Origin of the sequence: Sphaerisporangium krabiense, assembly GCF_014200435.1 — a bacterium.
Taxonomy (GTDB): Bacteria; Actinomycetota; Actinomycetes; order Streptosporangiales; family Streptosporangiaceae; genus Sphaerisporangium; species Sphaerisporangium krabiense.
Window position 1 is genome coordinate 3,857,796 of the sequence record NZ_JACHBR010000001.1, and the last position, 13,494, is coordinate 3,871,289.

Annotated in this window: 13 protein-coding genes; 7 read left to right on the forward strand and 6 right to left on the reverse strand. The window is 71.7% G+C overall.

Annotated features, from left to right (window positions below; all coding sequences use genetic code 11):
• Nucleotides 1-131: 131 nt before the first annotated feature.
• The gene (locus BJ981_RS38230; RefSeq protein WP_260324656.1) at nt 132-266 is read left to right on the forward strand and encodes a hypothetical protein; all 135 of its coding nucleotides are present in this window, start codon (nt 132-134) and stop codon (nt 264-266) included.
• 7 nt (nt 267-273) lie between these two features.
• On the opposite strand, the gene BJ981_RS17075 is transcribed toward BJ981_RS38230, so the two are convergent.
• From BJ981_RS17075 to BJ981_RS17095, 5 genes are all read right to left on the reverse strand, one after another.
• Nucleotides 274-1,032: a PadR family transcriptional regulator gene (locus tag BJ981_RS17075; RefSeq protein WP_184612315.1), complete on the reverse strand. Its 759-nt coding sequence runs from the start codon at nt 1,030-1,032 to the stop codon at nt 274-276.
• Complete coding sequence (locus BJ981_RS17080) at nt 1,029-1,823, reverse strand: DUF4097 family beta strand repeat-containing protein (protein WP_184612316.1); 795 nt, start codon at nt 1,821-1,823, stop codon at nt 1,029-1,031. The genes BJ981_RS17075 and BJ981_RS17080 overlap by 4 nt, the downstream gene beginning before the upstream one ends.
• Before the next feature lie 108 nt (nt 1,824-1,931).
• Nucleotides 1,932-2,111: a DUF6104 family protein gene (locus BJ981_RS17085; protein WP_184612317.1), complete on the reverse strand. Its 180-nt coding sequence runs from the start codon at nt 2,109-2,111 to the stop codon at nt 1,932-1,934.
• Nucleotides 2,112-2,234: 123 nt separating this feature from the next.
• Nucleotides 2,235-5,924 carry a multifunctional oxoglutarate decarboxylase/oxoglutarate dehydrogenase thiamine pyrophosphate-binding subunit/dihydrolipoyllysine-residue succinyltransferase subunit gene (locus BJ981_RS17090; RefSeq protein ID WP_184612318.1) on the reverse strand — a complete coding sequence of 1,230 codons (3,690 nt, stop codon included), beginning with the start codon at nt 5,922-5,924 and terminating at the stop codon, nt 2,235-2,237.
• Nucleotides 5,925-6,242: 318 nt separating this feature from the next.
• Nucleotides 6,243-6,905, reverse strand: a complete 663-nt coding sequence (locus BJ981_RS17095) for a B3/B4 domain-containing protein (protein WP_184612319.1) — start codon at nt 6,903-6,905, stop codon at nt 6,243-6,245.
• Nucleotides 6,906-6,990: 85 nt separating this feature from the next.
• On the opposite strand from BJ981_RS17095, the gene BJ981_RS17100 reads away from it, so the two are divergent.
• The 5 genes from BJ981_RS17100 (at nt 6,991) to BJ981_RS17120 (ending at nt 11,252) form a co-directional block, all read left to right on the forward strand.
• Nucleotides 6,991-7,566 carry a winged helix-turn-helix domain-containing protein gene (locus tag BJ981_RS17100; RefSeq protein ID WP_184612320.1) on the forward strand — a complete coding sequence of 192 codons (576 nt, stop codon included), beginning with the start codon at nt 6,991-6,993 and terminating at the stop codon, nt 7,564-7,566.
• Nucleotides 7,563-8,828 carry an MFS transporter gene (locus tag BJ981_RS17105; protein WP_184612321.1) on the forward strand — a complete coding sequence of 422 codons (1,266 nt, stop codon included), beginning with the start codon at nt 7,563-7,565 and terminating at the stop codon, nt 8,826-8,828. Before BJ981_RS17100 ends, BJ981_RS17105 begins: the two co-directional genes overlap by 4 nt.
• 62 nt (nt 8,829-8,890) lie before the next feature.
• Nucleotides 8,891-9,988 carry an MBL fold metallo-hydrolase gene (locus BJ981_RS17110; RefSeq protein ID WP_184612322.1) on the forward strand — a complete coding sequence of 366 codons (1,098 nt, stop codon included), beginning with the start codon at nt 8,891-8,893 and terminating at the stop codon, nt 9,986-9,988.
• Nucleotides 9,989-10,221: 233 nt separating this feature from the next.
• On the forward strand, nt 10,222-10,737 hold the full coding sequence (locus BJ981_RS17115; protein WP_184612323.1) for an NADPH-dependent FMN reductase: 516 nt from the start codon (nt 10,222-10,224) through the stop codon (nt 10,735-10,737).
• A complete protein-coding gene (locus BJ981_RS17120) occupies nt 10,734-11,252 on the forward strand; it encodes a flavin reductase family protein (protein ID WP_184612324.1) in 519 nt (172 codons plus the stop codon). The genes BJ981_RS17115 and BJ981_RS17120 overlap by 4 nt, the downstream gene beginning before the upstream one ends.
• 22 nt (nt 11,253-11,274) lie before the next feature.
• Here BJ981_RS17120 and BJ981_RS17125 read toward each other — a convergent pair whose 3' ends face one another.
• Nucleotides 11,275-12,333: an NAD(P)H-dependent amine dehydrogenase family protein gene (locus tag BJ981_RS17125; RefSeq protein ID WP_184612325.1), complete on the reverse strand. Its 1,059-nt coding sequence runs from the start codon at nt 12,331-12,333 to the stop codon at nt 11,275-11,277.
• A 239-nt stretch (nt 12,334-12,572) separates the two neighbouring features.
• Here BJ981_RS17125 and BJ981_RS17130 point away from each other — a divergent pair, with 239 nt between their 5' ends.
• On the forward strand, nt 12,573-13,469 hold the full coding sequence (locus BJ981_RS17130; RefSeq protein WP_184612326.1) for an SDR family oxidoreductase: 897 nt from the start codon (nt 12,573-12,575) through the stop codon (nt 13,467-13,469).
• Nucleotides 13,470-13,494 lie beyond the last annotated feature (25 nt).

Here is a 13,494-nt window from a genome sequence, read left to right on the forward strand (position 1 = left end):
GTTCTTGTTCACGCGGGTGATGCCCGACGAACCGTCACCGGTCACCCACCGTAGCGGGGTCCCGGGGGCGAGGTCCTGCTCTTCACCGTTTCGACACCGAATGGACGGTGACATGGATACCGTCCCGCACGGTGGGCGTCGCGGCGCAGGACGGGGCGGCGGGGGACGTGGCGCGCCTGGCCCGGGTGCGCCGCGCGGGCGGCCGGGACGGCACGGGAAGTGGCTCGGGCGGACCCGGGCGCAGCAGGGGCGGGCGGAACCCGTAGAGGAGCATCATCGGAGCGCGGCGCGGATCCGGCCGGCGGCCTCGTAGAGGGCGTCCTGGGCCGTGGCCAAAGCCTCCTCGGTCACCGACGCCGCCGCGGCCGCGCCGCGGATCTCCTCGACGAAGTCGGCGAGCATGCGCCCGAGCTCGGCGTCGCGGTCGGGCGAGCCGTGCCCGCCCCAGGTGCCCCGCCACGCGCCGCGCAGCCAGTCCTGCTTCCAGCGCTGTGACTCTTCCTTCCAGGCGCGCTTCTGGCGCTCGAACTCCTGCTTGTGCTCCTGCCAGGCCTGCTTCTGCTCGCGCCAGGCGTGCCGGTACTCCTCGCGGGCCGCGCGCAGGTCGTCCTTGGACCGGCGCTCGTCCTCCCGGGTGCCCTGCTGCCGCACCTCCCTGGCCATCTGGGTCAGTTCGTCGCGCAGGGACCGCACGGTGTCGCGCACGTCCTCCTTGACCTCGCGGGCGATGTCGCGGATGGACTCGGAGATCTCCTGTTCGAGGTCGGCGAGCTCGTCCATGCGCGCCTCCAGCTCGGCGCGGCCCTTGTCGGTGATCGTGAAGACCTTCTTGCCCTCGACGACCTCGTGGGTGACGAGCCCCTCCTCTTCGAGGCGGGCGAGCCGGGGGTAGATCGTGCCGGGGGAGGGGGAGTAGACGCCGAGGAAGCGGTCCTGCAGGAGACGGATCACCTCGTACCCGTGCCTGGGGCTCTCCTCCAGCAGCTTCAGCAGGTACAGGCGCAGGCGTCCGTGGGCGAAAACCGGACTCACTTGTCTCTCCTCAGAAGGGTCACATCGGCGGACACCGTGTTGGCCGACACCGACGCCATTCCCCCGCCGAGCCGGCCGCTCATCGATTTCATCCCCAGGCGCCCCGTGGTGGTCAGCCCTGGGAACGCGCTGCTCAGGCGGCCCGAGGTGGAGCGCAGCGTCACGTCGGTCTCGACCTCCTGGGGCAGGCGGACGACGATGGCGCCGGACACGCTGTTCAGCGTGACGTGGCCGGTGGGCGGCAGTTCCAGGTCCGCGGTGATGCGGCCGGACACCGTCTTGGCCCGCAGGCGGTGCGGGGTGCCCGCGGCGACGACCAGCTCGCCGGCGACGCTGGTGAACGACAGGTCCCCGGACATGCCGCGGCTCTCGACGGCCCCGGAGACGGTCTCGGCGTCGATGTCGCCGCTCACCCCGTCGAGGACGATCTCGCCGGAGACGCTCTTCACGCTGGTGCGGTTCTCCAGCCCGGTCACCAGCGCGGAGGCGGAGATCACGCCCGCCTGCACCGGGCAGTCCTTCGGCACCGTGAGCGTGACCGTGGTGCTGGGACGGCCGGCGCGCAGCCAGCCGAGGATGCCGTCCCAGGTGAGGTCCTTGTACGTCACGGTCAGGCGGCCGGTCTCGTCCTGCTCCACCAGTAACGGCGGCGTGTCGATGTCGCCGACCTCCAGGGTGGGCGGGCCGTCGCTGGCGAGGACGGCGAGCCGCCCGGCGACGATGCGCACGCTGAGCGCGCTCACCGCGTCGAAGGTCAGTTTCTCAGGCTTGTCGATGGTCCACGTGGACATGGCCGCCCCGCTGGTCGATGGTCCCGAATGGCTCTGTACAAGACACGATATATCTCGTAGGTCGAAAGTCAAGATGTATCGCGTATCGCGTCCCCGGGGTGGGTGGCCTCAGTCCTCCTCGTCGTCGTCCAGCCGGGCGAGCCAGGTCGCCAGGCGCTCGACGGGCGTCTCGAACTCGGGGTTCAGGTCGACGAACTCGCGCAGCCGCTCGGCCAGCCAGAGCATGCCGACCTCCTCGGCGCCGCGCCGCTCGACGAGCTCCTCGATGCCCCTGTCGGTGAAGTACATCGCAACTCCAGGACATAACCGGAAATTTCCGGATAAACGGGGAAGTCCCCCACAGTGCCGTCTGCGGGGGACTTCCTCTGACAGAACACGGGAGACCGGCCCCGGTCGCCCGGGGCCCGATCGTCAGCCCAGGCTCTCGGCGACGATGTGCTCCAGCTCGGCGTCGTGCGCCGCGTGCGAGCCCACCGCGGGCGAGGAGTTCGCCGAACGGGAGACCCGCCGCAGGCCGCGGCCCCCGAGCAGGCCCGGGTCCTCGGTGATCTTGAGCGTGAGGTACGGCCACGGACCCATGTTGACCGGCTCGTCCTGCGCCCAGATGAGCTCGGCGTCCTGGCCGTAGCGCGACAGCTCGGCCTGGAGCTCCTCCGCCGGGAACGGGTAGAGCCGCTCCAGGCGGACGACGGCCACGTCCGTGCGCCCCTGCTTGTCGCGGGCCGCCGCCAGGTCGTAGTACACCCGGCCCGAGCACAGGACCACCCGGCGCACCGCCGAGGGGTCGACCGTGGAGTCGCCGATGACCGCCCGGAACGCCCCCGAGGTGAACTCGTCCGCCGCCGAGGCCGCCGCCTTGAGCCGCAGCAGGGACTTCGGCGTGAAGACGACCAGCGGGCGGTGGCGGTTGGACAGGACCTGCCAGCGGAGCAGGTGGAAGTAGTTCGCCGGGGTGCTCGGCTGCGCGACCGTCATGTTGTCCAGCGCGCAGATCTGCAGGAACCGCTCGATGCGGGCCGAGGAGTGGTCCGGGCCCTGGCCCTCGTAGCCGTGCGGCAGCAGCAGCACGACCGAGGAGCGCTGGCCCCACTTCTGCTCGCCCGACGAGATGAACTCGTCGATGATCGACTGGGCGCCGTTGGCGAAGTCGCCGAACTGCGCCTCCCAGGCCACCAGGGCGTCCGGGCGCACGACGCTGTAGCCGTACTCGAAGCCCATCGCCGCGAACTCCGAGAGCAGGGAGTCGTAGACGTAGAACTTCGTGGTGCCCTCGTTGAACGTCTTCAGCGGGGTGTGCTCCTCGCCGGTGACGCGGTCGACCAGGACGGCGTGCCGCTGGCCGAAGGTGCCGCGGCGCGAGTCCTGCCCGACCAGGCGGACGGGGTGTCCGTCGATCAGCAGGGAGCCGAACGCGAGGGTCTCGCCCATGGCCCAGTCGATGGAGTCCTCGGTGACCATCTGGCCGCGGCGCTGCAGCAGCGGCGCCAGGCGCGGGTGGACCGTGAAGCCGTCGGGCAGCGTGAGCTGGGTCTCGACGACCCGCTTGATCACTTCCTCGGAGATGCCCGTCGGGGTCTCCTCGTGCGACCAGGGCACGACCTCGCCCGGGGCGGGCTTGACGACCGCGCCCGGCTCCAGGGGCCGCTTGCCGGCCTCGCGGGTCTCGGTGAAGGCCCGCTCCAGCTGCTCCTGGTAGTCGCGCAGGGCCTGCTCGGCCTCCTCGACCGTGATGTCGCCCCGGCCGATCAGCGCCTCGGTGTAGAGCTTGCGGATCGACCGCTTGGCGTCGATCAGGTCGTACATCAGGGGCTGGGTGAAGCTGGGGTTGTCGGTCTCGTTGTGGCCGCGGCGGCGGTAGCAGACCAGGTCGATGACGACGTCCTTGCGGAACGCCTGGCGGTACTCGTAGGCCAGGCGGCCGACGCGCACCACGGCCTCGGGGTCGTCGCCGTTGACGTGGAAGATCGGCGCCTGGATCATGCGCGCGACGTCGGTGGCGTAGACGCTGGAGCGCGAGGACGCCGGCGAGGTGGTGAACCCGACCTGGTTGTTGACCACGACGTGGACGGTGCCGCCGGTGCGGTAGCCGCGCAGCTGCGACAGGTGCAGCGTCTCGGCCACGACGCCCTGGCCGGCGAAGGCCGCGTCGCCGTGGACCAGCACGGGCAGGACGGTGAAGCCTTCCTCACCGCGCTCCAGCAGGTCCTGCTTGGCGCGGACGACGCCCTCGAGGACGGGGTCGACCGCCTCCAGGTGGGAGGGGTTGGCCACGACCGAACAGGCGATCTTGTTGCCGTCGGGGGCGGTGAAGTCGCCGGACGCGCCGAGGTGGTACTTCACGTCGCCGGAGCCGTGGGCGCTGCGCGGGTCGAGGTTGCCCTCGAACTCGCCGAAGACCTGGGCGTAGGACTTGCCGACGATGTTGGCGAGGACGTTCAGGCGGCCGCGGTGGGCCATGCCGATCACGACCTCGTCCAGGCTCTCCTCGGCGGCGGAGGAGATGACCGAGTCGAGCAGCGGGATCAGCGACTCGCCGCCCTCCAGCGAGAAGCGCTTCTGCCCGACGTACTTGGTCTGCAGGAAGGTCTCGAACGCCTCGGAGGTGTTGAGCCGCCGCAGGATGTTGAGCTGCTCCTCGCGGGTGGGCTTGGCGTGCGGCTTCTCGACCCGCGCCTGGATCCAGGCGCGCTCCTCGGGGTTCTGGATGTGCATGTACTCGATGCCGACCGTGCGGCAGTACGAGTCGCGCAGGACGCCGAGGATGTCGCGCAGCTTCATCAGCGGCTTGCCGCCGAAGCCGCCGGTGGCGAACTCGCGCTCAAGGTCCCACAGGGTGAGGCCGTGGGACTTGATGTCCAGGTCGGGGTGCTTGCGCTGGTTGTACTCCAGCGGGTCGGTGTCGGCCATGAGGTGGCCGCGCACGCGGTAGGCGTGGATCAGCTCGATCACGCGCGCCGACTTGGCCACGTCGTCGTCGTGGCTGGCGGAGATGTCCGGGACCCAGCGGACCGGCTCGTAGGGGATGCGCAGCGCCTGGAAGATCTCGTCGTAGAAGCCGTCCTCGCCGAGGAGGAGCTGGTGGATCTTGCGCAGGAACTCGCCGGACTGGGCGCCCTGGATGATGCGGTGGTCGTAGGTGCTGGTCAGCGTCATGACCTTGCTGACCGCGAGCCGCGTCAGGGTCTCGGGGGAGGCGCCCTGGTACTCGGCGGGGTACTCCATCGCGCCGACGCCGATGATCGTGCCCTGGCCGGGCATGAGGCGCGGGACCGAGTGGACGGTGCCGATCGTGCCGGGGTTGGTCAGGCTGATCGTGGTGCCGGCGAAGTCGTCGACGCCGAGCTTGCCGCCCCTGGCCTTGCGGACGATCTCTTCGTACGCCATCCAGAACTGGCGGAAGTCGAGGGTCTCGGCGTTCTTGATCGAGGGCACGAGGAGCTGGCGGGAGCCGTCGCTCTTCGCCACGTCGATCGCCAGGCCCAGGCCGACGTGGGCCGGCCGGACCAGGGTCGGCTTGCCGTCGACCTCGGTGTAGGAGTGGTTCATGTCCGGCATCGCCGCGAGCGCCTTGACGATCGCGTAGCCGATGATGTGGGTGAACGACACCTTGCCGCCGCGGCCGCGCGACAGGTGGTTGTTGATGACGATGCGGTTGTCGATCAGCAGCTTGGCCGGGACCGCGCGCACGCTGGTGGCGGTCGGGACGGCGAGGCTGAGATCCATGTTGGCCGCGGTGCGGGCGGCGGCGCCGCGCAGGCGGACCTCCTCGCCCTCGACGTGCGGGGCCGCCTTGTCGGACTGCGGTGGAGCCGGAGTCGTCGCCTTGGGCGCCTTGGGGGCGGCCTTGGCCGGTGCGGGCTTGTCGGGAGCCACCGTGGCGGCGGCGGTCGGCGCCGCGGCGTCGGCCGTCTCGCCGTTGGGGCCGCCCGGTGCCGGTACGCGGCTCGTACCGGAATCGGGGTTGTAGTCAGCGAAGAAGTTCCACCAGGCCCGGTCCACGGACTCGGGATCCTGAAGGTACTTCTGGTACAGCTCGTCGACAAGCCACTCGTTCTGGCCGAAGTTGACCAGTGGGTTTGTCCGTGACGACTCAGACGACACGGCGGAAATCGCCCTCTTCCGCAGATCGGCGTTGTTGAAATGAGGAACCTGTCCAAGGCTACTCGCCCAAATAGGTGGCGTGTGCGCTCTCGGGGGGGCTCACGGCCTGATCCTCCCAGGACCGTTCAAACTGGTCACGCCCGGGTAGTCCGTCCGGGGGGTGAGGCCATGCTCACCCCGGCGGGCAGGCGCCTCTCACCTGCTCGGCACAGGACCTCGCCCGCCGGGGCGGGACGAGGGGGCGGCGGCCGGTCGCGCGTGCGCCGCCGTCTCACTTCATGATATCGCCATCTCAGCTTACGGATGCCGGGCGGGGCGTCACGCGCCGGCGAGCCGTGACTCGACGCGGACCTCCGGGGTGATCTCGCGCAGCCGTTCGACCAGCTCGTCCCCCGCCGCCCGCAGGGCTTCGAGCGGCATCGGCGCGAGGCGCTCCAGCAGGAACAGGGCGTCGGTGGTGTCCTCGGTGATGCGGGTGCGCACGCACTGGCGCCAGTTCCACCTGCGGCAGGTGACCCCGCGGTCGTCCCGCCAGACGACCTCGCCGATCTCGGGGTGGTCGACGACGACCTCGCCCTTCTCCATCGCGTCGAACGGCTCGTCGCCGCTCGCGCGGACCAGCCGCGCCGTGCCCTCGTAGTGCGCCAGGTCCTCGCCGCCGATGGGCAGGACGTGGCGGACGCTGACCGCGTTGTAGGCGTCCACGACGAGGTTGATCTCCGGGGGCGGCATCCGGCGCACCAGGGCGTCCACCGACGGGCGGGTGCGCTGGGGCTTGGCGCCGAACGCGCGGTAGGCGTCGTGCCAGGCGGCGATGTGCTCGTGGGACGGCGGGACGGCCTCGGCCGCGGCCTCGGCGAGCCAGGCGCGGGAGCGGTCGTCGGAGGGGCCGCCGCGCAGCCCGTACGCGCCGACGACGAGCACCCGGAAGTCCGGGCGCAGCTCGGTGACGGCCTCGTCCACCCAGATGCCCTCGATCATGCCGCCACATTAGCCGGGGAAGGAGAGCGCTAGGACCGCAAAGAGATGTTTGCAAAGAGAGCTTTGCAAAGCTATCTTTGGGAATATGAGCGACCCGTCCGTTTACCACGTCAGCGACCCACGGACCCTGAAGGCGGTGGCCCATCCGCTGCGCGTGCGGCTGCTCGGCGCGCTGCGCCTCGAAGGGCCCGCGACCGCCACGGAGCTCGCGGCCCGGTTCGGCGAGAGCTCCGGCTCGACCAGCTACCACCTGCGGCAGCTCGCCAAGTACGGCTTCGTCGAGGAGGACCCCGAGCAGCGGGACGCGCGCGAGCGCCGCTGGCGGTCCGTCCACCGGTACACCGCCTGGAACGAGCTCGAACTCGGCGGCACCCCCGAGGGCCGCGAGGCCGCGGGCTTCATGCGCGACCGCCAGTTCGAGGTGTTCGTCCGCGACCGCGAGGGGTTCGAGCGCGACCGCGAGTCCTGGGGACCCGCCTGGGTCGAGGCCGCGGGCATGTCGGACGACATGGTGCGGATGACCCCCGAGACGCTCGGCCGCCTTTATGAGCGGGTGGACGCGCTGATCCGCGAGCTAGAAGCGGAGGACGCCGGCAAGCCGGGCGCCGAGCGCGTGTCGATCCACCTGGCCGCCTTCCCGACGCGGGGGTACAACGGATGACCGGCCTCGCCGCCGCGGCGGCCCCCGTGCTCTCGCCCCGCGCCGCCTTACGCAGGTACGGCCTGATCAGCGCGCTGACCTGGCTCCCGCCCGGGCTCATGATGGCCTCGATGATCCTGCTGATGTCCTCGCGCGGCCTCGGCCTGGCGCAGATCGGCGTCGTGATGTCCTGCTACTCGGTGGTCGTCGTGATCCTGGAGCTGCCCACGGGCGGGCTGGCCGACGTGCTCGGACGGCGGGCCGTGCTCGCCGTCGCCGCCCTGTTCATGGTGGCGGGCATGGGCCTGCTGGCCGTCGCGGCCTCCTTCCCGGCGTTCCTGGCGGCCTCGGTGCTCAAGGGCGTGGCCCGCGCCCTGTCCAGCGGGCCGCCTCAGGCGTGGTACGTGGACACCCTGCACGCGGCCGAGGGGCGGGACGCCGACCTCAAGCCCGGCCTGGCCAGGGGGAGCGCCATGAGCAGCGCGTCGCTGTGCGTGGGCACGCTGGGCGGCGGCACGCTGCCGCTGCTCGTGCCCTGGGGCCTCGCGGCGCCGATGGTCGCGGCCTCGGCCGCGGCGGTCGCGCTGTTCGTGGTCGTGGTGGTCGCGATGCCCGAGCCCCCGCACCCGCGTCCCTCGCTGCGGTCGGTGCTGCGGGACGTGCCGCGCACCATGCGGGCGGGGGTGCGGCTCGGCGTTGCCGACCGGGGGCTGCGGCGGCTGCTGCTGGTGGCCTTCGCGCTGGGAGTCGCGCTCAGCTCCGTCGAGATGCTGACCCCCGGCAGGCTCGGCGACCTGACCGGCGACCCGGAGTTGGCGAGCTTCGTCTACGGCCTGGTGGCGGCGGCGGGCTTCGGCGCCAGCGCCGTCGGGGCCGGGATCGCCCCCCGGGTGGTGCGGCTGCTCGGGGGGCCGGTGGCCGCGGCGATCGGCGGGACGGCGCTCACGGCGGGCGCGATCGGCGCGCTGGCGGCCTCGGTGTCGCTGTCGGGGGCCGCGGGCGTCGCCGTCACGATCGGGGCGTACATGGTGATGTTCGCCGCGGGCGCGGTGCCCGAGCTGGTGCGCAACGAGATGATGCACCGGCGGGTCGGCGCCTCGCGCCGCGCCACGCTGATGTCGGTCGACTCGCTGCAGCTCCAGTTCGGCGGGATGTCGGCCACGCTCGGCCTCGGCCTGCTGGTCTCCCGCACCGGCCTCGGGGCCGGGTGGGCCGTGGTCGCCGCGCTGATGCTCGTCTCGGCCCTGCTGTACGTCCGGCTGCCTCAGGAACACCCCTCTTAGAACAACATTCGGTCCCCGGTGCACAATCGTGTGGATGGCGGCACATGGGACAAGGAGCCGGAATGCGGGATCAGGTTACGGAGCCGGAGCGTCGCGAGCAGCCGAAGAGAAGGGTGACGCCGGCCAACCCGGCGCAGAGGGAGGCGTGGCAGGGCGGCGCCATGCCCGCCGTCGAGCAGGTGCGCCCGGGCCTGTGGTCCATCCCGGTGCCGATCCCGATCAACCCGCTCAGGTACGTCCTGGTCTACGCCCTGGAGCTGCCGGACGGCGTCGCGATCATCGACGCGGGCTGGAACACCGATGAGGCGTACGCGGCGCTGTCCGACGGGCTCGGCGTCGCCGGGTACGCGATGGGCGACGTGCGCGCGGTGCTGGTGACGCACATCCACCCCGACCACTACGGGCTCGCCGGGAGGGTGCGGGAGAACTCGGGCGCCTGGATCGGCCTGCACCCGGCCGACGCCCGGCTGCTGCGCGAGCGCTACGACGAGCCGGAGATCGAGACGCTGGTCGCGCGGCAGCGCGCGATGCTGGCGCGCTCGGGCGTGCCGCCGCTGACCGCCGACGAGCTGTCCCAGGCGTCCATGGCGATCCGCGACCACGTCTCGATGGCCAGGCCCGACCGGCTGATCGAGGACGGCTCGGACCTGGGCCTGCCCGGCTGGGACCTGCGGCCGGTGTGGACGCCCGGCCACTCGCCCGGCCACCTGTGCTTCGTGTCGCCGTCGCGCCGCGTGCTCTTCTCCGGCGACCACGTGCTCGCGCGCATCACGCCCATCGTCGCCGTCCACCCCCAGTCGGCCCCGAACCCGCTGGCCGACTACCTGGACGCGCTGGCGGCCGTCGGGCGCTTCGAGGTGGACGAGGTGCTGCCCGCGCACGAGTACCGCTTCCTGGAGCTGGCCGAGCGGGTCGACGACGTGATCGCCCACCATGAGCGGCGGCTGGCCGAGATCGAGGCGGCGGTGGCCGCCGCCGACGGCGTCGCGTGCTGGGACGTCACGACCCGGCTGACCTGGTCGCGGCCGTGGGAGTCGATTCCGTCGTTCATGCGCAGGGCCGCGACCAACGAGACGCTCGCCCACCTGGTGTACCTGGAGGCGCGGGGACGGGTGCGGTGCGTGCCCGGTGAGCCGGACCTGTGGTACCGGGACGCATGATATTCCATGGAATACAAGTAGGGAATATTGACATTACGGTTCGGTCTACGTAGTTTTCGAGCATGAGCCAGAAGCCCCTGACCCGGCGCCTCCACGTGGATCTCGGCCACGTCGCCGGTGCCCAGTGTCGCCGCTGAGACGCGCTGACAAGGGCAATCTCTGCACTCTGGCGTCCGGCCCGCGTGGCGGGGCGCCGTCGCGGCGACCGGGAGACGATGAATGGTGAGCGACAGATGAGTTTCGTGACATTAGTGGGCAACCCCCGAGAAGGCTCGCGGACGCGGACGGCCGCCGAGCACGCGGCCGAGCTGGTGGCCGGACGGCTCGGCTACTCCGGCAAGCGCGAGGTGATCGACCTGGCGGGCCTGGCCCCGCGGCTGCTCGATCCCCAACCCCCGGCCGAGGTCCGCGAGGCGCTGGACCTGGTCGCCGCCGCCAAGGTGCTGGTGGTGGCGAGCCCCACCTACAAGGCCACCTACACCGGCCTGCTGAAGGTCTTCCTCGACCGGCTCAAGCCCGACGCCCTGGCCGGCGTGACCGCGCTGCCGATCCTCGTCATGGGCGACCCCAAGCACTCCCTCGCCGTCGAGACCCACCTGCGGCCGCTGCTGGTCGAGCTGGGCGCCACCGTGCCGACCCCCGGCCTGGCCCTGCTCGAAGCCGACATCGCGGCGCCCGAGGAGGTGCTGGGCCGGTGGGCGGACCGCATCGCGCCGCAGATAGCACTGAAGGAGGGCGCGAGCGCATGACCGAGACCCTGCCCGACGCGGCGCGCGGCGCGGCCGTCGACAACCAGCGGTTCCGCGAGGCGCTGGCCGTCCACGCGGCCGGGGTCGTCGTCGTGACCGCGAGGACCGGCGGTGTGCCGGTCGGCCTCACCGCGACCTCGTTCTCCTCCGTCAGCCTCAACCCGCCGCTCGTCTCCTTCTACGTCGACCAGTCCTCCACGACATGGCCCTCGCTGCGGCAGGCCGAGAGCTTCGCGGTGAACGTCCTGGCCAGCGACCAGGCCGAGCTGGCGTCCCGCTTCGCCCGCAAGGGCGTCGACAGGTTCGCCGCGCCGACGAGCTGGCGGCCGGGGCCGCGCGGGGTGCCGCTGCTGGACGGCGTCTCGGCGCACCTGGTCTGCGAGCCGCACAGCACCGCCGAGATCGGCGACCACATCCTGGTCGTCGGCCTGGTCACCCGCACCGAGATCGGCTCGCCCGGCCGTCCCCTCATCTACCACCAGGGCAGGTTCGGCCGGTTCACCCCGCACTCCTGACCCTGGCCGCCCGTCCCGGCGGTCACGCCAGCCGTGCCGTGCCCCGGCCGGTGGCGAGCGGGAGGTCCAGGACGGTGCGGATGCCGGGCGGCGACGCGCAGACCGCCGCGATCGAGTTGACGGCGTGCGCCGCCGCCCCGGCGAGCCCGTGGGAGACCTCGTCGATCGTGATCAGCATCTGCGGGCGGCCCTCGATGTGGAGGGCGAACCCCGGCTCCGGCCAGCGGCGCACCTTGGCGGCGTCGGCCTTGTAGACGCACTCGACCGTCATGAACGGCCGGCCCTTGACCAGGCCGGAGAAGATCCACCGGGAGGCGCAGACCGTGCCGGGCAGCACCACGCCCGCGGTGACCTCGAACTGCTCGGCCGCCAGCTCGTACTCGTCGGTCTCCTCGACCTCGTCGAGCCTGACGCCGAGCGCGCCCGCCACGAGCTGGACGCTCTCGGAGAACAGCGCCCGCTGCACGTTGCGGAACGGGCGCACCGCCACCGCGTAGTCTTTCGGGGCGCGGCCGAAGCCGATCAGGTCCATGACGATCTGCCGCGAAGGATGCCCGAGGAAGTCGGAGGACTCGCGGACGTAGATGTGGTCCAGGCGCGCCGAGAGGCCGCTCAGCGCCAAGGGGAGGAAGTCGCTCATGAACCCCGGGTTGATGCCGGTGCCGTACACCGAGGCGCCGCCCTTCCGGCACGCCGACTCCAGGCGGTCGACCACGGCGGGCCCGTAGACCTGCGGGTAGATGAAGCCGGTGGTGGTGATCACGTTCTTGCCCGAGGAGAGGATCGCGCAGACCGTCTCCAGGTCGGCGGCGTAGTCGCCTCCGAAGTACGCCGCCGGCAGCGGCATGTGCAGCACGCAGTCGGCGTCGAGGGCGAGGACCGCGTCGACGTCGTCGCCGCACAGCACCCCGCACTCGGGCAGGCCCACGAGCGGCCCCGCGTCCAGCCCGACCTTGTCGGGGTCGTACACCAGCACGCCGGCCAGCCGGAACTCCGGCCGGGTGAGGACGCTTCGGAGCGCGTAGCTGCCGACGGCCCCGGTGGCCCACTGGATCACGCGGAGGGGCGGCTGTGCGGGCATGCGGCCTCCAGCCGGGGAGAACGGTGGGGCCATGGGAAGTGGGGCCGACGCTGACCCAGGCCCTGCGGGGGGAGAAACTCTAGCAGAATTCGATGTGTCTGATCACTATCCGCTACGTGACGCCCTGTCGCCGTAAGTGCGGGGCGGAGCGGGGCCTCGGAAGAGGGCGGATATCGTGTGCTCACCAGAGGGATGTTCTCCTGACGCGCTGGTGAGGCGCTCCTCGAAGGGTGGGCGGCATGGCAGACCTGAGGTTCGACGGCAAGGTCGCGGTCGTGACGGGCGCCGGGCACGGCCTCGGCCGTTCGCACGCGCTCATGCTCGCGGCGCGCGGCGCGAACGTCGTCGTCAACGACCTCGGCGGGGCGCTGGACGGCACCGGCGCCTCGACGGGACCGGCCGCCGAGGTGGTCGAGCTGATCGCCAAGGACGGCGGGCGCGCGGTGGCCAACGCCGACGACGTCTCCACGCCCGAGGGCGCCGACGCCCTGATCCGGACCGCGCTGGACGTCTTCGGCCGGGTGGACGTCGTGGTCAACAACGCGGGCATCCTGCGGGACAAGTCCTTCGGCAAGATGACGGTCGAGGAGTTCGACGCCGTGCTCGCCGTGCACGCCCGCGGCTCGTTCCTGGTCAGCCGGGCCGCCTTCCCGCACATGAAGGAGCAGGGGTACGGCCGCATCGTCAACACCTCCTCGCCGTCCGGGCTGTTCGGCAACTTCGGGCAGGCCAACTACGCCACGGCCAAGATGGGCCTGGTCGGCCTGACCAAGACGCTGGGCATCGAGGGCGCCCGCGCGGGGATCAAGGCCAACGCCATCGCGCCGATGGCCTGGACGCGGATGACCGAGACGCTGTTCCCCGCCGAGTACGCGCGGAAGCTGGGCCCGGAGAAGGTGAGCCCGCTGGTCGTCTTCCTCGCGCACGAGAGCTGCCCGACCTCCGGCGAGGTCTTCAGCGTGGGCGCGGGGCGGGTGGCCCGCGTGTTCGTGGCCGAGGGGCCGGGCTGGCGGGCCGACGACCCGAGCGCCGAGGCGATCCGCGACAACTGGGACGCGATCCTGGCCGAGCAGCCGTATCTCCAGCCGACCACGCTGGGCGAGCAGTGGGGCGCGTCGCTCAAAGAGATGCTCTGAGGCGTCACGGGGGCTCCCCGGGCCG